General features: G+C 59.6%; 17 protein-coding genes. 10 read left to right on the top strand and 7 right to left on the bottom strand.

Annotation, left to right across the window (positions count from 1 at the left end; all coding sequences use genetic code 11):
• The first annotated feature begins 73 nt into the window (after window positions 1-73).
• A complete protein-coding gene (locus AO065_RS05925) occupies window positions 74-1267 on the top strand; it encodes a benzoate/H(+) symporter BenE family transporter (protein WP_004880889.1) in 1194 nt (397 codons plus the stop codon).
• Window positions 1268-1274: 7 nt separating this feature from the next.
• Here the strand turns inward: AO065_RS05925 and AO065_RS05920 are convergent, their stop codons facing one another.
• Complete coding sequence (locus AO065_RS05920) at window positions 1275-2210, bottom strand: S66 peptidase family protein (protein ID WP_004880887.1); 936 nt, start codon at window positions 2208-2210, stop codon at window positions 1275-1277.
• Between the two features lie 227 nt (window positions 2211-2437).
• On the opposite strand from AO065_RS05920, the gene AO065_RS05915 reads away from it, so the two are divergent.
• Window positions 2438-3448: an NADP-dependent oxidoreductase gene (locus tag AO065_RS05915; RefSeq protein ID WP_004880884.1), complete on the top strand. Its 1011-nt coding sequence runs from the start codon at window positions 2438-2440 to the stop codon at window positions 3446-3448.
• 156 nt (window positions 3449-3604) lie between these two features.
• Here AO065_RS05915 and pyrF read toward each other — a convergent pair whose 3' ends face one another.
• Complete coding sequence (gene pyrF / locus AO065_RS05910) at window positions 3605-4303, bottom strand: orotidine-5'-phosphate decarboxylase (protein WP_004880882.1); 699 nt, start codon at window positions 4301-4303, stop codon at window positions 3605-3607.
• 329 nt (window positions 4304-4632) lie between these two features.
• On the opposite strand from pyrF, the gene eat reads away from it, so the two are divergent.
• Window positions 4633-5997 carry an ethanolamine permease gene (eat, locus tag AO065_RS05905; RefSeq protein ID WP_004880880.1) on the top strand — a complete coding sequence of 455 codons (1365 nt, stop codon included), beginning with the start codon at window positions 4633-4635 and terminating at the stop codon, window positions 5995-5997.
• Between the two features lie 126 nt (window positions 5998-6123).
• Entirely contained in the window at window positions 6124-6291 is a 168-nt protein-coding gene (locus tag AO065_RS05900; RefSeq protein WP_004880879.1) for a DUF2897 family protein, read from the top strand.
• A 40-nt stretch (window positions 6292-6331) separates the two neighbouring features.
• Here AO065_RS05900 and AO065_RS05895 read toward each other — a convergent pair whose 3' ends face one another.
• Window positions 6332-7159 (bottom strand): substrate-binding periplasmic protein, encoded by an 828-nt coding sequence (locus AO065_RS05895; RefSeq protein WP_004880877.1) that lies wholly within the window; start codon window positions 7157-7159, stop codon window positions 6332-6334.
• A gap of 270 nt (window positions 7160-7429) precedes the next feature.
• Between AO065_RS05895 and AO065_RS05890 the strand changes: the two genes are divergently transcribed.
• Both AO065_RS05890 and ppnP read left to right on the top strand, forming a co-directional pair.
• Window positions 7430-7972 (top strand): 3'-5' exonuclease, encoded by a 543-nt coding sequence (locus AO065_RS05890; RefSeq protein ID WP_004880875.1) that lies wholly within the window; start codon window positions 7430-7432, stop codon window positions 7970-7972.
• 176 nt (window positions 7973-8148) lie between these two features.
• Window positions 8149-8430, top strand: coding sequence for a pyrimidine/purine nucleoside phosphorylase (ppnP, locus tag AO065_RS05885; protein WP_004880874.1), 282 nt, complete (start codon window positions 8149-8151; stop codon window positions 8428-8430).
• A gap of 55 nt (window positions 8431-8485) precedes the next feature.
• Here ppnP and AO065_RS05880 read toward each other — a convergent pair whose 3' ends face one another.
• Window positions 8486-10264, bottom strand: a complete 1779-nt coding sequence (locus AO065_RS05880) for an ABC transporter transmembrane domain-containing protein (protein ID WP_004880872.1) — start codon at window positions 10262-10264, stop codon at window positions 8486-8488.
• A 295-nt stretch (window positions 10265-10559) separates the two neighbouring features.
• On the opposite strand from AO065_RS05880, the gene AO065_RS05875 reads away from it, so the two are divergent.
• Window positions 10560-10739, top strand: coding sequence for a PA1571 family protein (locus tag AO065_RS05875; RefSeq protein ID WP_004880870.1), 180 nt, complete (start codon window positions 10560-10562; stop codon window positions 10737-10739).
• A 52-nt stretch (window positions 10740-10791) separates the two neighbouring features.
• On the opposite strand, the gene pdxB is transcribed toward AO065_RS05875, so the two are convergent.
• The 3 genes from pdxB to rlmM all read right to left on the bottom strand — a co-directional run bounded on the left by pdxB (window position 10792) and on the right by rlmM (window position 13402).
• Window positions 10792-11943, bottom strand: a complete 1152-nt coding sequence (gene pdxB / locus AO065_RS05870; RefSeq protein ID WP_004880868.1) for a 4-phosphoerythronate dehydrogenase PdxB — start codon at window positions 11941-11943, stop codon at window positions 10792-10794.
• A gap of 71 nt (window positions 11944-12014) precedes the next feature.
• Window positions 12015-12269 carry a sulfurtransferase TusA gene (gene tusA / locus AO065_RS05865; protein ID WP_004880865.1) on the bottom strand — a complete coding sequence of 85 codons (255 nt, stop codon included), beginning with the start codon at window positions 12267-12269 and terminating at the stop codon, window positions 12015-12017.
• 50 nt (window positions 12270-12319) lie between these two features.
• Window positions 12320-13402 carry a 23S rRNA (cytidine(2498)-2'-O)-methyltransferase RlmM gene (gene rlmM, locus AO065_RS05860; RefSeq protein WP_004880863.1) on the bottom strand — a complete coding sequence of 361 codons (1083 nt, stop codon included), beginning with the start codon at window positions 13400-13402 and terminating at the stop codon, window positions 12320-12322.
• Window positions 13403-13590: 188 nt separating this feature from the next.
• Between rlmM and acnA the strand changes: the two genes are divergently transcribed.
• The 3 genes from acnA to AO065_RS05845 all read left to right on the top strand — a co-directional run bounded on the left by acnA (window position 13591) and on the right by AO065_RS05845 (window position 18902).
• Window positions 13591-16335, top strand: a complete 2745-nt coding sequence (gene acnA, locus AO065_RS05855) for an aconitate hydratase AcnA (RefSeq protein WP_054540843.1) — start codon at window positions 13591-13593, stop codon at window positions 16333-16335.
• 111 nt (window positions 16336-16446) lie between these two features.
• Entirely contained in the window at window positions 16447-17238 is a 792-nt protein-coding gene (locus AO065_RS05850; protein ID WP_004880846.1) for a CPBP family intramembrane glutamic endopeptidase, read from the top strand.
• A gap of 98 nt (window positions 17239-17336) precedes the next feature.
• Entirely contained in the window at window positions 17337-18902 is a 1566-nt protein-coding gene (locus tag AO065_RS05845; protein ID WP_004880845.1) for a methyl-accepting chemotaxis protein, read from the top strand.
• Window positions 18903-19109: the final 207 nt, after the last annotated feature.

Below are 19109 nucleotides of genomic sequence, written 5' to 3'. Positions count from 1 at the left end.
TATCGCACGCCTGCCTGGCGATCCGTATAGGCTGTGCGCCTTTTTGCTGCCTGCCGTTCAAGGAAGACCCTGCATGAATTCTCACCTGAAGCTGCCGCTGCGTCCTTTGGCAGACTCATCGCCCTCCTCTGTTGTGGCGGGCTTCATCGCCATGATGACGGGCTGCACCAGTTCGCTGGTACTGATGTTTCAGGCAGGCCAGGCAGCGGGGCTGACCAGCGTGCAGATTTCCTCATGGCTGTGGGCCTTGTTCATGGGCATGGCGGTATGCAGCATCGGTCTGTCACTGCGTTATCGCGCGCCAATCACCGTTGCGTGGTCAACGCCCGGGGCTGCGCTGTTGATTACCAGTCTGGGCGGGGTGACGTATCCGCAAGCGATCGGCGCGTTCATCACGTGTGCCATTCTGGTTACGCTGTGCGGACTGACCGGCAGCTTCGAACGCATGGTCAAACGCCTGCCCGCCTCGCTTGCTGCAGCCTTGTTGGCGGGCATTCTGTTCAGGATCGGCAGCGAGATTTTTATCGCGGTGCAGCATCGTACCGGCCTGGTGTTAGGTATGTTTTTGACCTATCTGGTGATCAAGCGTATATCGCCGCGCTATTCGGTGCTGGCGGCACTGTTGGTCGGGGTGGTGCTGTCAGCGCTGCTGGGACTGCTCAATTTCGATGGTCTGGCGATGGAAGTGGCTCTGCCCGTCTGGACGACACCTGAGTTTTCACTGGCGGCGACCATAAGCATCGGCATTCCGTTGTTCGTGGTGGCCATGACGTCACAGAACATGCCGGGGATTGCGGTGCTGCGAGCCGACGGCTATCAGACGCCCGCCTCGCCGTTGATCTCCGTGACCGGTATCGCTTCGCTGCTGACCGCGCCCTTCGGCGCCCATGGCGTCAATCTGGCGGCCATCAGCGCAGCGATCTGCACGGGTCCGCATGCCCATGAAGACAAGGACAAGCGCTATACGGCAGCGATCTGGTGCGGGACTTTCTACGCAGTGGCGGGTGTGTTCGGCGCGACGCTGGCTGCGCTCTTCGGCGCATTTCCCAAGGAACTGGTGCTGTCGATTGCGGCGCTGGCGCTGTTTGGCTCGATCATCAACGGCCTGACCGTCGCCATGGCCGAGCCCGGCGAACGCGAACCGGCGTTGATCACCTTCATGGTGACCGCATCCGGGCTCACGCTATTTTCCATCGGTTCAGCGTTCTGGGGCATCGTCGCGGGAGTGTTGACGCTGCTGATTCTAAATCCGCGCCGGGCAGCTTGAAGCGGGTTTACTCACGAGCAGCTGCCGCGACCAGCAACGTACCTGCATCTGCGTCCAGCACGGCCTGTGTTCCCAGCGGTACGGCCTGATTGGCATCGCCGTGCCCTACGGGCAGTCCGCCCAGCACAGGGATACCCAGACTGCTCAGGCGCTCTGCCAATACATGGGCCGGACTGATGGTGCCACCGGTGTTGGGGGCAGGACTGAACTCACCCAGCGCGATACCTGCCAGACGCTCAAGAATGCCGCAGTTGCCAAGATGCGTGAGCATCCGATCGACCCGATACGCGGGCTCGTTCACCTCTTCAAGCAACAGAATCGCGCCGGTAAGGTCAGGCATGAACGGCGTGCCAACCGAGGTGCTCAACATGCACAGGTTGCCGCCCAACAGCACACCCTGCGCCGTTCCGCCGGTTCGCACGCTGGCGTTCGGCGCGGCCGGATCAGACGTGAGCAGAACCGGTTCAGTGCTCATCAGTACGTGGCGCATACCGCTGGCAAACAGCCCGCCTCGCTCCAATTGGGTCGCGACCGGACCATGAATGCTCGCCAGGCGTGCATGACTCCAGAGCGCGCCGTGCAAAGCGGTGATATCGGAAAAGCCGGTGACCAGCTTCGGATCGCGGCGCACCGCATCCATATCCACCTGACGGACTATCCGCTGCATGCCGTAGCCGCCCCGGTTACAGATCACGGCTCTGATTTCGGGGTCAGCCAGCGCGGCGTTGAGGTCGGCAAGACGTTCTTCGTCAGTACCTGAATAGAACGAATGTTTGCCCAGGGCATGAGGATAGACACGCGGGCGCAGCCCCCAACTCTTGAGAACCTCGACAGCCGATTCGATCTTGCGCGGGTCCACGGGTCCAGCCGGAGAAACCAGTGCGACGGCGTCGCCTGCACGCAGAACCTGAGGGTGAACGGTGTTCGAATTCGTCGAGGACATGCCAGTGATCCGTACTTCAATGAACGGCCAATGTAGAGCACTCGCCTGGCCGACTCAAGGCGCAGCCTCGCACTCTGCGACAGCCATGTGTATCAATTTGAACGCAGCCGCCCACAGGGACTCCTATCAACCATATGGATCAGGCGGCATTCGCTCAACGACCGCCGCTTGCCTCGGCCACCGTCCGAGGCTTGAATCACTTTTTGACTCTTATAGGAGGCCCTGCCATGACCGATCTTTCCAATCGCCAGTTTCTGCTCGCCAAACGCCCTTCCGGTGCCGTGCGCCGTGATGATTTCACTTATCAGGAAGTGCCTGTCCCTGCATTGGCGGACGGCCAGATTCTGCTGAGAAACAAATATCTGTCGCTGGACCCTGCCATGCGCGGCTGGATGAACGAGGGCAAGTCCTACATCCCGCCTGTACAACTTGGCGAAGTGATGCGCGCACTGGGCGTGGGCGAAGTCATCGAGTCGAAGAACCCGAAATTCGCCAAGGGTGATCATGTGCAAGGCGCCATCGGCGTTCAGGATTACTTTGTTGGCGAGCCCAAGGGTTTTTACAAGGTCGACACCAACCTCGCACCGTTGCCGCTGTACCTGTCGGCGCTGGGCATGACGGGCATGACGGCCTACTTTGCGCTGCTGGATGTCGGTCTGCCGAAGAGCGGCGACACCGTCGTGATTTCAGGTGCAGCCGGGGCCGTGGGCAGCATTGCCGGACAGATCGCCAAGCTCAAGGGTTGCCGCGTCGTCGGGATCGCCGGTGGCAAGGAGAAATGCAGCCTGCTGACCGAAGAACTGGGGTTTGATGCCGCCATCGACTACAAGGCCGAGAGCGACATTCACAAGGCGCTGAAGCGTGAGTGCCCGGACGGCGTGAATGTGTACTTCGATAACGTGGGCGGCGACATTCTGGATGCAGTGCTGAGCCAGCTCGCCGTTGGTGCGCGCGTTGTGATCTGCGGCGCAATCAGTCAGTACAACAGCACCACGGCCGTCAAAGGCCCGGCCAACTATCTGTCGTTGCTGGTCAACCGTGCCCGTATGGAAGGCTTTGTAGTGCTCGACCACGCGGCTCGTTTCGGTGAAGCGGGCAAGGAACTGGCAGGCTGGATCAAGGAAGGCAAGATCAAGAGCAAGGAGCACATTGAGAAAGGTCTGGAGACTTTCCCTGAAACCCTGCTCAAGCTGTTCAGTGGCGAGAACTTCGGCAAGTTGATGCTGAAGGTGGATTGAAATTACTGAAGCTGGGGGATCATGCCAGCGCTCTGCGTTGGCATGCATCCCGTGACGCCCTGCGTCACATTCGAGAGCGGACGCGGAGCGTCCTGAGAGGCGTTACCACGCAGAGCGTGCGCGCGTGGGAACGATCACAGGGTAGGCATTCAGTGTTTACGCCAGCTCGGCAACCACCGCCGCCAGTGCCTTGGCCGGATCGGCTGCCTGGCTGATCGGGCGGCCGATCACGAGGTAGTCGGAACCGGCGTCCAGTGCCTGACGCGGGGTCAGGATACGGCGTTGGTCATCCAGCGCGCTGCCTGCCGGACGGATGCCGGGGGTCACCAGTTGCAATGACGGGTGAGCCGCTTTCAGGGCCTGCGCTTCAAGCGCCGAACACACCAGACCGTCCATACCTGCCTTTTCCGCCAGCGCCGCCAAACGCAGCACCTGCACCTGTGGATCGATATCCAGCCCGATACCGGCCAGATCCTCGCGCTCCATGCTGGTCAACACCGTGACGCCGATCAACAGCGGCTGCGGGCCACTGCGTTGATCAAGCACCTCGCGACAGGCCGCCATCATGCGCAGGCCTCCGGAACAGTGGACGTTGACCATCCAGACGCCCATCTCTGCTGCGGCTTTGACAGCCATCGCGGTGGTGTTGGGAATGTCATGGAATTTGAGATCGAGGAACACTTCGAAACCCTTGTTACGCAGCGTTTCGACGATGTCCGACGCGCAGCTGGTGAACAGTTCCTTGCCGACCTTGACCCGGCACAGCGTGGGGTCGAGCTGATCAGCCAGGCGCAAGGCGGCTTCTCGGGTCGGGAAATCCAGGGCGACGATGACGGGAGTCTGGCAGGCGGACATGGGCGGGTTCTCAGGTAAGTCGAAATCGGCGCGCATTGTAGCCGAAGCTGCGGACAGACGGGACCCGTAGATCGGTATTTACCAAGCGTGCCCTGTCTGTGAAAGACGTCAGCCTGATCGTCTCAAGGCCCCATGCTGGCCTGCACTTGCAGCGAACATCCCAAGACCGCCACGCACCAAAGCCGCACATCAGCCTGAACCGATTCAGCGATCCGTTCTACAAACGACCTCTTTTGAAGCAATACGACGGTTCGTCGTGCACTGGCACGGCCTCTGCAAGCCCCTGCAACAAAATGTTTCGACGCACTTCGAACCTCAGGGAGATAACAATGAGCACTCAACTCAAGCCAACGCTAGGCACGCTGCATCTATGGGGGATCGCTGTCGGATTGGTGATTTCCGGCGAATACTTCGGCTGGAGCTACGGGTGGGGTGTGGCAGGCACGCTGGGATTTCTGGTAACAGCGCTGATGGTCGCCACCATGTACACCTGCTTCATCTTCAGTTTCACCGAGCTGACCACTGCCATTCCTCATGCAGGTGGCCCGTTTGCCTATAGCCGTCGCGCCTTCGGCGAGAAAGGTGGCCTGATCGCCGGCATGGCGACGCTGATCGAATTCGTCTTCGCGCCACCGGCCATTGCTCTGGCAATCGGTGCGTACCTCAATGTGCAATATCCCGGGCTTGACCCCAAGCATGCCGCAGTCGGTGCCTACATCGTGTTCATGGCCCTCAACATCATGGGCGTGAAGCTGGCGGCGACCTTTGAGCTGGTGGTGTGCATTCTGGCGGTGGCCGAGCTGCTGGTGTTCATGGGCGTGGTCGCACCCGCCTTCAGCTTCAGCAATTTCGCCCTGAACGGCTGGGCAGGCTCGCAGACATTCGGCCCCGAGGCCATCGCGGGGATGTTCGCAGCGATTCCGTTCGCCATCTGGTTTTTCCTGGCCATCGAAGGCGCGGCTATGGCGGCCGAGGAAGCGAAAGACCCGAAGCGCACCATTCCAAAGGCCTACATCAGCGGCATCCTGACGCTGGTGACGCTGGCGCTGGGCGTGATGCTGTTTGCCGGTGGCGTGGGCGACTGGCGCACTCTGTCCAACATCAATGACCCACTGCCACAGGCGATGAAAGCCGTGGTCGGCGACAGCTCCGGCTGGCTGCACATGCTGGTGTGGATCGGCCTGTTCGGTCTGGTAGCCAGCTTTCACGGGATCATCCTGGGCTATTCGCGTCAGTTCTTCGCCCTCGCCCGCGCCGGGTATCTTCCAGCTTCTCTGGCAAAGCTGTCGCGCTTCCAGACGCCGCACCGGGCAATCATCGCAGGCGGCCTGATCGGTATCGCCGCGATCTATAGTGACGGACTGATCAACCTGGGCGGCATGACGCTGACCGCTGCGATGATTACCATGGCGGTATTCGGTGCCATCGTGATGTACATCATGAGCATGCTCAGCCTGTTCAAGCTGCGCAAGACCGAGCCGTTGCTGGAGCGCTCGTTCCGTGCGCCGGGCTACCCGGTGGTTCCCAGCGTTGCACTGGCCCTGGCGGTGGTGTGTTTGCTTGCGATGGCCTGGTTCAACATGCTGATCGGCCTGATCTTCCTCGGCCTGATGGCGATCGCTTTCATCTACTTCAGCCTGACCGCCAAGTCCCGCGCCGACGCACCTGCCGACGCCATGCTGACCGGACTCTGACGTTACCCGTCCATAAAACCATGAGGCCGCACGCGAATTGATCGCGCGCGGCCTCTGCATGACGCTTACACTTGAACCAATGAGCCGCACCGCAGCTCAAACCGGTATCACAAGAAGGAGAGCGTTATGCCCTGGTATGCCTGGTTAATTCTATTGGTTGCAATCGGCTCGATCGCAGGTGGCCTGATGATGCTGCGCGACACCGCAAAAAAGGTTCCTCTGACCGAAGAGCAGCTCAAGCGTGTCCATGAGCGCAACGCCGAAATGGACGCCAAGGAAGCCAAGGACCGCTGAATCCCGGGGTTGAAAGGCGCATGAGCCTGTCAGCCCTGCCTCATTCCAGAACGACACCGGCCTGCATCGGCAAGACCTTGATGTTCAACGGCCGGAAGATGGTGTCCAACTCCCCGTCCTCACGCAGCTTTTGCAGCAGCTCGCTGAAATGCACGCCATTGATGGCGCCATGTGGACGCATGAGTGCGTACTGCCGATAGACCTGGTCGACACGATCAGAGACCAGCAGCTGCGACGCTTCGTCCTTGTTGTGTGACATGAAATCGATCAGGTAGGAACGCGTGACAGGTGCGATGTCGGCACGTCCACGTAACACCATCAACAGATTGCTGTCGTGGGAATAGGTGGAAGTGATGTTGAAATGCTCAGCCAGGTATTTCTGATCGGCATTGAAATTGGCAAATCCGTAGTGATAACCACTGAAGATCGCCAGACGCTTGTCATGCAAGTCATCGAAATAGTTCTGCTGACGCCCTTCGACACGACGCGCCACATAAACTTCGGCGTCTTCAAGGCCCATGTCCACAGTCTCGTGAGCGATCTCCCTCCAGCCCCATTCAGGATTTTCAAAGATCGCGATGTCGAAACGACCTTCCGCGAAGTCGCGGAACCTGCGTGGCACCGAGGTGGGCACCATAATGAATTGATAATCGTCCTGCTCGGCGTTCAAGGCGTCCACCAGCCGCGGAAGAAGCCCGGCATCCTCGCCTTTTTCAGGGCGGACCATATAAGGCGGGAAATGCACCGCCGCCACGCGAACGATCTGAACGGCGGCAGCCTGCGATGCAGAGAGCAGTGACGCGACCAGAAGCGTTCCCAATACTGCCCTGCGCGCAAACGACTCGATTATCACTGCATGTTTCTTCATAAAAACGACATCGATTAAAACCTCACAAGCTATGCGGTTTCGTCGCTTTAAACAACTCTAGAAATCAGCGTACAAGTATCGATTCAGTAGAGGGCTTCTCGAGGGTTCTTCCAACTTGGTACAAACGCACGAATACTCGATGCCAGGGTCGATGCAAGAGAGAGGACAATCATGATGCGTCCACATGACTACAGCCTGACAAGAGCACCGGGCACAGCCGTGCGTAAATGGCTACGCTCAACCTGACGCATACTGACGGGAGCATTGAAAATGCCGCATTGGCTGGTGATTGATCTTGAGGCAACCACAGAGGAGGGTGGTTGGCCTGTCGCAGAAATGGAAGTCATCGAAATAGGCGCGACGCTGGTCAATCAGGATGGCCGGGAGCTGGATCACTTCGAGCGCTTTGTGCGCCCGGTGCGCAGGCCGGTGCTGACTCATTTCTGCCGTGATTTGACCCATATCAGTCAAAACAATATCGACGGCGCCGCGACATTCCCTGTTGTGTGGCCGCTGTTCGAGCGATGGTTGAGCCATCACCGGGCACGCGTCGTGGGATGGGCGAGCTGGGGCGACTACGACCGCAAGCAGCTGGAGGAACAATGGCGCCAGCACGACATGACCAGCGCCTTGTCCGACATGCCGTACGTCAACCTCAAACAACGCTTCGCCCAGGCTCGCCAGTTGCAACGCCCCGTGGGGCTCAACAGCGCATTGCAACTGGCCGGCATGCAGTTCACGGGGCAACAGCATCGCGCACTGGTCGATGCGCGAAACACCGCCAGACTACTGCCGTTGATTCTGCCTAATTGATTACGGTGGTTCCTGATATCGCCGGCAAACCGCCTCCCACGGTGAGATGTTTGCCGCAGGACGCCCAGAACGACCGTCAGTCACTTGGTATTAAGCCTTTTGTATTAAAAGTGACGGGATTTCGCCCGTTGGGCATACTGGCAAGCCCTTTTTAACCCTTTCATAAGGAATCGCCCATGTTCAAGGTTAACGAGTACTTCGACGGCACCGTCAAATCCATCGCTTTCAGCCAGGCTGAAGGTCAGGCAACCATCGGTGTGATGGCGGCGGGCGAATACGAGTTCGGTACTGCGCAAAAGGAAATCATGCACGTGATTTCGGGCGAGTTAAGTGTGAAGCTCCCTGACAGCACCGACTGGGAAACCTTCGCCACCGGCAGCCAGTTCAACGTTCCCGCCAACAGCAAATTCCAGCTCAAGGTCAGTGTCGATACCGCCTATCTGTGTGAGTACCGCTGACAGACCAACGTGGGAGGGCCTGTCCTCCCACGGCTTCGCGCAAGGTATCCACGCCCTACCCCGCTTCATCCATCCCGGCATTGAACTGCAACGCCGCCAGCCTCGCGTACAGCGGGTTGTTGGCAATCAGTTGTTTGTGCGTACCGACAGCCACCAGGCGCCCCTTGTCCATCACCGCAATACGGTCGGCGTTCTGAACCGTCGCCAGCCTGTGGGCGATCACCAGCGTCGTACGCCCTTTCATAAGGCTCGGCAGCGCCTGCTGGATGAGATGCTCACTTTGCGCATCCAGTGCGCTGGTGGCCTCATCCAGCAGCAGAATCGGCGCATCGACCAGCAGCGCTCTGGCAATGGCCAGACGTTGACGCTGTCCGCCTGAAAGCCCCATCCCGCCATCCCCCAGATGAGTCTGGTAACCGTCAGCCATGTCGAGGATGAATTCGTGGGCATGAGCGATGCGTGCGGCGGCCTCAACCTGCTCAGACGTCGCGGCAGCGTTGCCGTAGCGGATGTTGTCTTCGACACTGCCGAAAAACAGCGCAGGTGATTGAGAGACAAACGCGAAACAGCGGCGCAGATCGAGAGGATCAAGCTCGGTGACAGGCACACCTTCGAGCAGGACACGTCCTTGCTGAGGATCATAGAAGCGCAGTAGCAGGTCAAAAAGCGTTGATTTTCCGGCTCCCGAAGGCCCGACGATGGCCAGGGTTTCGCCTGCCTGGATGGCCAGACTCAAGTCATCGATCGCATTGCGTTCCGGACGAGACGGGTAGGCAAAGCTGACGCCTTCCAGCGCCAGTCTTCCGGTGACCCGTGCAGGCAGGCGTTGCAGATTGACCGTCGGCGCTGTGATTTCGCTGCGGGCCTGAAGCAGTTCACTGATCCGCTCGGCAGCACCCGCTGCCCGCTGCAGCTCACCGATCACCTCGCTCAATGTACCGATTGCCATGCCGACCACCAGCGCATAGAACACGAACGCTGCCAGCTCACCGCTGGAGATACGGCCGCTGATCACGTCCATGCCGCCAACCCAAAGCATTACCGCGACCGCGCCCAATACCAGCACGATCACTACCGTGACCAGCCATGAACGCTGCAGAATCCGCTTGCGAGCCGTATCGAAAGCCTGCTCGGCGGTCACCGAAAAGCGCTGTTTGTCCTGTTGCTGGTGGTTGTAGGCCTGGACCGTCTTGATCTGTCCCAGTGCTTCAGCCACATAGCTGCCGACATCGGCCACCCGATCCTGGCTTTCCCGCGACAAACTGCGCACACGCCTGCCGAACATCAGGATCGGCGCGATGATCAACGGCAAGGCGACCACCACGATACTGGTCAGCTTGGGGTTGGTCACGAACAGCAATATGACGCCCCCGACCACCATCAAGGCGTTTCGCAAAAACATCGACAGTGAAGAGCCGATCACTGACTGCAGCAACGTGGTGTCGGCCGTCAGTCGCGACTGGATCTCGGAACTGCGGTTGTTCTCGTAAAAGCCGGGATGCAGCTCGATCAAATGATCGAAGACTCTCTTGCGCAGGTCTGCGACAACGCGCTCGCCAATCCATGACACCAGATAGAAACGCGTGAACGTGCCGACGGCCAGACCGAGCGTCAGCAACATGAACAGGCCGATGGAGCGTTCGAGCAATTCGGGCGAGCGGGTCATGAAGCCCTGATCGACCATCAGCTTGATGCCCTGCCCCATGGACAACGTGATGCCTGCCGTGACAATCAGCGCAAGCAAGGCGCCCAGTGCATGCCATCGATAAGGCGCGATAAAACCCACAGCCAGACGAATGGCCTGACGGTGACGACGGGGAACCACTGAAATCATGAAAAAACCAACCTGCCTGTACGTCTTGATTGACCAAGCCGCCAGCCTACACCTCTCGCGCGACAAAAACGCTCGAGGACGTCGGCAAAAATCAGTGAACTTGATCGGCGTTTGACGGGTCATGTGATATGACAGCTTTACGAGCCCCCTATAAGGGATCGATCTAAGCAATTGCTGGCAGATTTATCCTGTTTCTGCTGGACTGGAGCCACGCTTGAACGACTGAACGATGTCATCGGGCGGTCATCAAGTGTCGCTAAATTCAACGCGCAACCCTGATGAAAGGAGAAACACCATGAGCCTGCAAGAGCGCAGCAGTAGCGAAGTCACTATCGTTCGAGCGACCCCAGACCTGCCCGTTGGCGGTGCGATTCTCGACCAGGATGGACGCGAAGTTGTGATCACTGAAGAAATGGTTCAGGCAGCCTGCCAGGCGTGTGACAAGCTTTGGGTCACCCCTGAAGAACAAAACTGAGTGACACCGAATACCTTGAAACCCGACTCCAGAGTCGGGTTTTTTCTACCTGTCATTCCACCTGCATGACCACCGCACCAAGCGCACGGACAATCTTCGCCAGCGCCTCGGATTCGCCACTCAGGCAAACCTTGAGCCCTTCGATCTCCCGACGCGGCGGATAGTGTTTACGCAGCGCGTCGAAGGCCAGACGCTGACTGGCGGTATCACCCACCAGACTGCGCCTGAAGTCGGCATCATCCCGACGCGGGTCGTAAACACCCCGGCACAGCATGTTCAAGGCCCAGACCGGGTCGGTTCTCTCATCCAGCGTCACCTGGGCAAGCCAGGGTCGGGGCAGCAGATCCTCAAGCACAATGGAGGCTGGCTGACCGAGAAAGGCACAGAGCGCCTGATAGATCTGCGCAGTCCCGCGCTGCCGGCCGTCCAGGCTATAACCGGCGATGTGCGGCGTGGCAATCACACACAGATCAGCCAGCGGTACGTTGACCTGCGGTTCGCCTTCCCAGACGTCGAGCACAGCCTGCAGATCTTCACGATCGAGAAGCACCTCATGCAGTGCGGCGTTATCGACCACCGCTCCACGGCTGGCATTGATCAGCCAGGCACCCTGCCTGAGCTGGCGCAGACGTGATTCGTCGAACAGGTGCCAGGTCGGTAAGTTGCCGGTTCTGTTGAGCGGGGTGTGCAAGCTGATCACATCGCAGCGCTCGACAATCTCATCAAGCGTGACGAAATCAACCGACTCAGCCGCCTGACGCGGAGGGTCGCAGACCAGCACGTTCCAGCCGAGCCCTTTCAGGACATTGACCAGCCGCCCGCCCACCTGCCCGGCACCGACGATGCCATAGGTGCGTTGCGCGAGGTCGGCACCTTCGATTTCCGCCAGCGTGAGCAGGCTGCCCAGCACATAGTCCACCACACCACGGGCATTGCAGCCCGGCGCACTGGACCACTGGATTCCGGCTTCCAGAAAATAGGCCAGATCCAGATGGTCGGTACCGATGGTGCAGGTCCCGACAAAACGTACTGCACTGCCTTCCAGCAACTCGCGAGTGACCGGCGTCACCGAGCGCACCAACAGGATGTCGGCGTCGGCAACGGCAGCACGGTCGATGGAGCGGCCCGGCAGACGACGGATGTCGCCAAAGTGAGCAAAAAAGGCGTCGAGCAGGGGAATGTTTTCATCAGCGACAATGCGCATGGGGGGTCTCTCTGAAGGCGGGCATTGGCCCTTGCTCAGCGCGAGCAAGGGCGAGAGGCGGCGACAACCGATCAGTCCAGCTTCTTGCGGATCCAGTACAGGAAGGTCCCGTCACCGGCCTGCTGCTCGATCAGTTCATGACCGAGGAAAACGCAGAACTTGGGGATGTCGCGGGTAGTCGACGGGTCGGTCGCAATCACCTTTAGCAATCCGCCAGCAGGCAGGTCGCGCACCTTCTGATGCAACATCATTACCGGCTCCGGGCAGAACAGTCCGCTGGCATCCAGCACGGCATCGACGGTGAGGCTTTCGGTGGATTCAGACATGGGGGGCTCCAGAAACGGGTGGTCATTGTTACCTAATTCACACGATCACGTCAGCCCTTGCGCGGACGTGCTGTCTTGGCGACGTCCAGTCTGCGCAAATGACAGGTGACTTCTTCACGGTCGTGATAGAGCTGCTTGCAGCCGATCGATACGCGAATGCCCCGCTCCTTGAAACCTTCCTCGATCCTGTCGAGCAGACGGCGCACTTCAGCGTAGCGCTGTTTCATCGGCAACTTGAGATTGACCACCGCTTCACGGCACAGGCCTTCGCCCAGCCAGGTTTCCAGCAGCGCAGCGTTGCGCGCAGGTTTTTCGACGATGTCGCACACCATCCAGTCCACCGGCTGACGAGGCTTGTAGGTAAAGCCGTCGGCCATCAGGTGTTGAACGAGCCCGGTGTCCATCAGGCTTTCCGCCATCGGACCGTTATCGATCGCGGTCACCAGCATGCCGCGGCGCACCAGTTGATAAGTCCAGCCGCCGGGCGCAGCGCCCAGATCCACGCCGGTCATGTCGCCGGATAGGCGCTCATCCCACTGATCCCTGGGAATGAAGTGATGCCAGGCTTCTTCCAGCTTCAAGGTCGAGCGGCTGGGCGCCTCACGCGGGAACTTCAAACGCGGAATGCCCATCGGCCACATCGCTGAATTGCCCGCGTCGGCCAGCCCCAGAAACACCTCGCGACCACTCTTGAAGGTCAACAGCAGACGCGGCTTGCGCGGGTCGTCGATCAGCTTGCCCGCCTGGCTCAGGGCCTTGCGCAGAGGCGCTTCGAACTTCTTGCAGAAATTCGACAGTTCCTTGCCGTCGTTGGTGTCCACGACCTCCAGCCACAGGCTGCCGCAGACCGGAAAATCGGCCATCTGACCGAGAATCACACTGATGCGGTCGGTTTCCGGCAGGTCCAGAAAGACGCCGCGTGCCCACTGCCGAGGAAAAATCAGTTGATCGAAGCGCTGGCCACTCATCAGCCGTTCGGCACCGTCGGGCTCGCTGCAGATGAATTCCGCGCAGGCGGTGTTGGGGCGCGCCTTGGCGTAACCGGCAACCTCCAGGCGCGCAGCATGCTCGGCGATCTCCGAGCAAACCTCGCTTTCGAAACCGGGCCGGCAATGCATAAACAGCGTATTCATGGTGACTCCTGGGACAACGACACGCGGGCGTAACCCGGCGGACTTGAAAGCCGCGCATGATAACGGAATCAGGAACCACTGGCGCGGCCCGGCAGTCCACTAAGCTTGAGGCCACACGCGGCGTCCACGACCTGATTCACCCGGACCCGCGATTCGTCGCTCACAGATTATTCTACAAGGAGCCGTTCATGCCCTCCCTCGATAGCCTGAAAAGCCTGAAAACACTCGACATCGATAACAAGACCTACCATTACTTCAGCCTGCCCGACGCCGCCCGCTCGCTGGGTGATCTGGACAAGCTGCCGATGTCACTCAAGGTGCTGCTGGAAAACCTGTTGCGCTGGGAAGACGACAAGACCGTTACCGGTGACGACCTCAAGGCCATTGCCGGCTGGTTGAAGGACCGTCGTTCCAACCGCGAGATTCAGTACCGCCCTGCACGGGTGCTGATGCAGGACTTCACCGGCGTACCTGCTGTTGTCGATCTGGCCGCCATGCGCGCCGCCGTGGCTAAGGCCGGTGGCGATCCGCAGCGTATCAACCCGTTGTCGCCGGTGGACCTGGTGATCGACCACTCGGTGATGGTCGACAAGTTCGGCGATTCGCAGGCGTTCGAGCAGAACGTCGATATCGAGATGCAGCGCAACGGTGAGCGTTATGCGTTTCTTCGCTGGGGCCAGAGCGCCTTCGACAACTTCAGCGTAGTGCCGCCAGGCACTGGCATCTGCCACCAGGTGAACCTGGAGTATCTGGGCCGCACGGTCTGGACCAAGGAAGAAGACGGTCGCACCTACGCGTTCCCGGATACCTTGGTCGGAACCGACTCGCACACCACCATGATCAATGGCCTGGGCGTGCTCGGCTGGGGTGTGGGCGGTATCGAAGCCGAAGCGGCCATGCTTGGCCAGCCGGTGTCGATGCTGATTCCGGAGGTGATCGGCTTCAAGCTGACCGGCAAATTGAAGGAAGGCATCACGGCCACCGACCTGGTGCTGACCGTGACCCAGATGCTGCGCAAGAAAGGCGTGGTGGGAAAATTCGTCGAGTTCTTCGGCGACGGCCTGGCCGATCTGCCGCTGGCGGACCGCGCCACCATCGCCAACATGGCGCCGGAATATGGCGCGACTTGCGGCTTCTTTCCGGTCGATGACGTGACGCTGGATTACCTGCGCCTGTCCGGTCGCCCGGATGAAACCGTGAAGCTGGTCGAGGCCTATAGCAAGGCGCAGGGCCTGTGGCGTCTGCCAGGTCAGGAACCGGTGTTCACCGACAGCCTGGAACTGGACATGAGCACGGTGGAAGCCAGCCTTGCAGGGCCGAAGCGCCCGCAGGACCGGGTTGCTCTGCCCAATGTGGCTCAGGCGTTCAGTGATTTCCTCGGCTTGCAGGTCAAGCCTGCGAAAGTCGAAGAAGGTCGACTTGAAAGCGAAGGCGGAGGCGGTGTTGCCGTGGGCAACGAAGCGCAGGTCAGCGGTGAGATTTCTTACGAGCACAATGGAGAAACCCATCGTTTGAAGGATGGTGCCGTGGTCATCGCCGCCATCACGTCCTGCACCAACACCTCCAACCCGAGCGTCATGATGGCAGCCGGGCTGGTTGCGAAGAAGGCCGTCGAAAAAGGCCTGCAGCGCAAGCCGTGGGTCAAAAGCTCGCTGGCTCCGGGCTCCAAGGTCGTCACCGACTATTACAAAGCGGCAGGGCTGACCGAATATCTCGATAAGCTGGGTTTCGATCTGGTGGGCTACGGTTGCACCACCTGTATCGGTAACTCAGGCCCGCTGCTGGAACCCATCGAAAAAGCCATTCAACAGTCGGACCTGACCGTCGCCTCAGTGCTGTCGGGCAACCGCAACTTTGAAGGTCGTGTTCACCCATTGGTGAAAACCAACTGGCTGGCTTCACCGCCGCTGGTGGTGGCCTACGCACTGGCAGGCTCGGTGCGCATCGACATCAGCAGCGAGCCGCTGGGCGAAGGCTCGGATGGCAAGCCAGTCTATCTGCGTGATATCTGGCCGACCCAGAAAGAAATCGCCGAAGCCGTGGAAAGCGTCAACACCAGCATGTTCCACAAGGAATACGCCGAAGTGTTTGCCGGTGACGAGCAGTGGCAGTCTATTGAGGTGCCGCAAGCGGCAACCTATGTCTGGCAGGACGATTCGACCTACATCCAGCATCCGCCGTTCTTCGAAGACATCGGCGGCCCGTTGCCGGTCATCAAGGATGTCGAGAATGCGCGCATCCTTGCGCTGCTGGGCGATTCCGTGACCACTGACCATATCTCTCCTGCGGGCAACATCAAGGCCGATAGCCCTGCCGGGCGTTACCTGAAGGAGAAAGGCGTCGACTATCAGGATTTCAACTCTTACGGCTCGCGACGCGGCAACCACGAAGTGATGATGCGCGGCACCTTCGCCAATATCCGCATTCGCAACGAAATGCTGGGGGGTGAGGAAGGCGGCAATACTGTGCACGTCCCTTCCGGCGAGAAGCTGGCGATCTACGACGCAGCCATGCGTTATCAGCAGGAAGGTACGCCGCTGGTGATCATTGCCGGGCAGGAATACGGCACCGGCTCCAGCCGCGACTGGGCAGCCAAAGGCACCAACCTGCTAGGCGTCAAGGCAGTGATCGCCGAGAGCTTCGAGCGTATTCACCGTTCCAACCTGGTGGGCATGGGCGTATTGCCGCTGCAGTTCAAGAACGGGCAGACCCGCAAGAGCCTGAACCTGAGCGGCAAGGAGACGTTAAGCATCACCGGGCTGACCGATGCCGACATCCGTCCGGGTATCGGCCTGCAATTGCACATCACCCGTGAAGATGGCAGTCAGGAGACGGTCGACGTGCTGTGCCGCATTGATACGCTGAATGAAGTCGAGTACTTCAAGTCCGGCGGTATTCTGCATTACGTACTGCGGCAGTTGATCGCGTCCTGATGACCGCGACGGCACCTGGGATGTCCCCAGGTGCCTGCGGAAGTGGTTAGAAACAAATTCCCCGCCCAAAGCGCTGTAGACTCCCCGATTTCATTCATCAGGGTTATTGCTATGGCCTTACGGCACTGGCTGGCTTTAAGTCTTCTGAGCATCGGGTACGGACTGGCGCTTTTACAGGGCAGCCTCGCCCCTTCAGCGATACTGGGCCTGAGCCTGCTGATCATTGCTGGCGTGTGCGTCCAGAACACTCGCCCTCGCTACGTTCGCGTGATCGGTCACGCAATGTTCATTCTGACGGGCCTTGCGCTGGCTTTAAGCGTGATGCCCGGTTTCAACAACGCGATCGTCATTGATGCCGTACGGTTTACGCCCGACGCGGCGGCCTACACGATGGACCTGAACCTGGACAAGCCTCTGATCGGCTTCTGGCTGCTGCTGGCCTGCCCCTGGATTCTGGTCGGCGTCGGCATTGCCCATTCACTCAAAGTCGGCGTTCTCGCACTCGTCGTCACATCGGCCTTTTGCATGACGACGGCCGTTATGCTGGGCATAACGGGCTGGGCACCCAAATGGCCTGCGCAAAGCACGATCTGGTGGGTGAACAACCTGCTCCTGGTAACGCTGACAGAAGAGCTGTTCTTCCGCGCCTATCTTCAAGGCGGTCTGCAACGATGGTTCGGTTCGGCAAGGTTCGCGACACCGCTGGCGATCACCCTCACAGCCTGTCTTTTCGGACTTTCACATCTGGGCGCCGGATGGGAATGGGGACTGCTCGCGGGCATGGCGGGTATCGGTTACGGCGTGGCTTTCCGTTTCGGTGGCCTGACGGCTGCGGTGATCAGCCACTTCGGGCTGAATCTGGTGCATTTCGCACTGTTTACCTACCCTATGCTGGACCGGTAGCTGCGTCTGACGAATCAGAAACTGCCAGTAATATTCAATTTTCGAGCTGACCGGTCGATAACACGCGAAAGTCTTATTGATCGAAGGACCGAAATCCAATGCGCAATAACCAGCCAATCACTCAACGTGAGCGGACTTTTCCTGCCGAACAACGTCTGATTTCCACCACCGACACCCGCGGCACCATCACGTACTGCAACGAAGCCTTCGTGGACATCAGTGGGTACAGCCATGAAGAACTCGTCGGCGCGCCTCACAATACCGTCCGCCACCCTGACGTGCCGCCTGCCGTTTTTGAGCACATGTGGACGACGCTCAAATCTGGTCAACCCTGGATGGGCATCGTCAAGAACCGCTGCAAGAACGGCGATCACTACTGGGTCAACGCCTACGTGACGCCGATGCTGGAAAACCGCCAGGTTGTGGGTTTCGAGTCAGTGCGCATCAAGCCGACCGCCGAGCAGATCCGTCGTGCCGAAGGGCTCTACGCGCGCCTGAACCAGGGCAAGAGCGCAGTGCCAGGGCGCGATAAATGGCTGCCGATGCTGCAGGACTGGCTGCCGTTCATCCTCGTCAGCCAGCTCGGTTTTCTGATCGGTGTATGGCTGAACTCGTCATGGGGCTTTGCCCTGGCCGCCGCGCTCTCGGTGCCGCTGGGCCTGCTGGGGCTGTCGTGGCAACAACGTGGCACCAAGCGCCTGCTGCGCCTGGCCGAACAGACCACGTCCGACCCGCTGATAGCGCAGATGTACACCGACAGTCGCGGTCCGCAGGCGCGTCTGGAGATGTCGATACTCAGCCAGGAGGCGCGCATGAAAACCTGCCTGACGCGCCTGCAGGACACCGCTGAACACCTGAACCATCAGGCACGTCAATCCAACTCGCTGGCCAACGCCAGCTCGACCGGGCTCGAGCGTCAGCGCGTGGAAACAGAACAGGTTGCCGCTGCGATCAACGAAATGGCGGCTACCACACAAGAAGTCGCCAGCCACGTGAACCGCGCCGCCGAGGCCACGCAACAGGCCAACGAACTGACCCGTCGCGGCCGCGATATTGCCGGCGAGACCCGCGAAGCCATTCAGCGTTTGTCGACATCGGTCGGCGAAACCGGCCTGACCGTGACGCAACTGGCCAAGGACAGCGATGAAATCGGCGGCGTGGTCGATGTGATCAAAGGCATCGCCGACCAGACCAACCTGCTGGCCCTCAACGCCGCCATCGAAGCCGCCCGCGCCGGAGAAATGGGCCGTGGGTTTGCCGTGGTCGCCGACGAAGTCCGGCAACTGGCGCAACGCACCGCCGAATCCACCGGACAGATCCATGGCCTGATCGCCAAACTGCAACAGACCGCAAACGACGCCGTACAAACCATGAACACCGGGCATCGCCAGGCCGAAGAAGGCGTAGCCCGCGTACTGGAAGCCGATCAGGCGCTGGTGGGCATCAGCGAAGCGGTGGCCAACATCACCGACATGACCACCCAGATCGCCACGGCCACCGAAGAACAGAGTTCGGTGGCTGAAGAGATCAACCGCAATATCTCGACCATTGCCGGATTGGCCGATAAGACTTCGGATGAAGCGCATCGCTCTGCGGTATTGAGTGCGGAATTGACGGATACGGCGAATTCGCAATATTCGTTAGTGGAGCGGTTTAATCGGTAAGGGAATAGTGTTTGGAAGAGCCTCGGCAGATTTGGGTTTGTCGGGGCTTTTTTATTTTCAACCATTATCCGTTGTTCTTTGAGAGCCACTTTCCTACAGCATGACCCTAGCATAAAGTAGGATTATTCCGTAACACCTTAATACTCCCAAAAATCAATTAGCAAGCCATTGACAACGCCAACATACTCCGATTACGTGAAGACTCAA

This window comes from Pseudomonas viridiflava, assembly GCF_001642795.1.
Lineage (GTDB): Bacteria > Pseudomonadota > Gammaproteobacteria > Pseudomonadales > Pseudomonadaceae > Aquipseudomonas > Aquipseudomonas viridiflava.
This window is presented reverse-complemented; position numbering and strand designations above follow the sequence as displayed.

What these genes read in the sequence shown, in the direction of transcription:
- AO065_RS05925 (WP_004880889.1), top strand. Translation starts at nt 74, where the DNA reads ATGAATTCTCACCTGAAGCTGCCGCTGCGTCCTTTGGCAGACTCATCG.
- AO065_RS05920 (WP_004880887.1), bottom strand. Translation starts at nt 2,210, where the DNA reads ATGTCCTCGACGAATTCGAACACCGTTCACCCTCAGGTTCTGCGTGCA.
- AO065_RS05915 (WP_004880884.1), top strand. Translation starts at nt 2,438, where the DNA reads ATGACCGATCTTTCCAATCGCCAGTTTCTGCTCGCCAAACGCCCTTCC.
- pyrF (WP_004880882.1), bottom strand. Translation starts at nt 4,303, where the DNA reads ATGTCCGCCTGCCAGACTCCCGTCATCGTCGCCCTGGATTTCCCGACC.
- eat (WP_004880880.1), top strand. Translation starts at nt 4,633, where the DNA reads ATGAGCACTCAACTCAAGCCAACGCTAGGCACGCTGCATCTATGGGGG.
- AO065_RS05900 (WP_004880879.1), top strand. Translation starts at nt 6,124, where the DNA reads ATGCCCTGGTATGCCTGGTTAATTCTATTGGTTGCAATCGGCTCGATC.
- AO065_RS05895 (WP_004880877.1), bottom strand. Translation starts at nt 7,159, where the DNA reads ATGAAGAAACATGCAGTGATAATCGAGTCGTTTGCGCGCAGGGCAGTA.
- AO065_RS05890 (WP_004880875.1), top strand. Translation starts at nt 7,430, where the DNA reads ATGCCGCATTGGCTGGTGATTGATCTTGAGGCAACCACAGAGGAGGGT.
- ppnP (WP_004880874.1), top strand. Translation starts at nt 8,149, where the DNA reads ATGTTCAAGGTTAACGAGTACTTCGACGGCACCGTCAAATCCATCGCT.
- AO065_RS05880 (WP_004880872.1), bottom strand. Translation starts at nt 10,264, where the DNA reads ATGATTTCAGTGGTTCCCCGTCGTCACCGTCAGGCCATTCGTCTGGCT.
- AO065_RS05875 (WP_004880870.1), top strand. Translation starts at nt 10,560, where the DNA reads ATGAGCCTGCAAGAGCGCAGCAGTAGCGAAGTCACTATCGTTCGAGCG.
- pdxB (WP_004880868.1), bottom strand. Translation starts at nt 11,943, where the DNA reads ATGCGCATTGTCGCTGATGAAAACATTCCCCTGCTCGACGCCTTTTTT.
- tusA (WP_004880865.1), bottom strand. Translation starts at nt 12,269, where the DNA reads ATGTCTGAATCCACCGAAAGCCTCACCGTCGATGCCGTGCTGGATGCC.
- rlmM (WP_004880863.1), bottom strand. Translation starts at nt 13,402, where the DNA reads ATGAATACGCTGTTTATGCATTGCCGGCCCGGTTTCGAAAGCGAGGTT.
- acnA (WP_054540843.1), top strand. Translation starts at nt 13,591, where the DNA reads ATGCCCTCCCTCGATAGCCTGAAAAGCCTGAAAACACTCGACATCGAT.
- AO065_RS05850 (WP_004880846.1), top strand. Translation starts at nt 16,447, where the DNA reads ATGGCCTTACGGCACTGGCTGGCTTTAAGTCTTCTGAGCATCGGGTAC.
- AO065_RS05845 (WP_004880845.1), top strand. Translation starts at nt 17,337, where the DNA reads ATGCGCAATAACCAGCCAATCACTCAACGTGAGCGGACTTTTCCTGCC.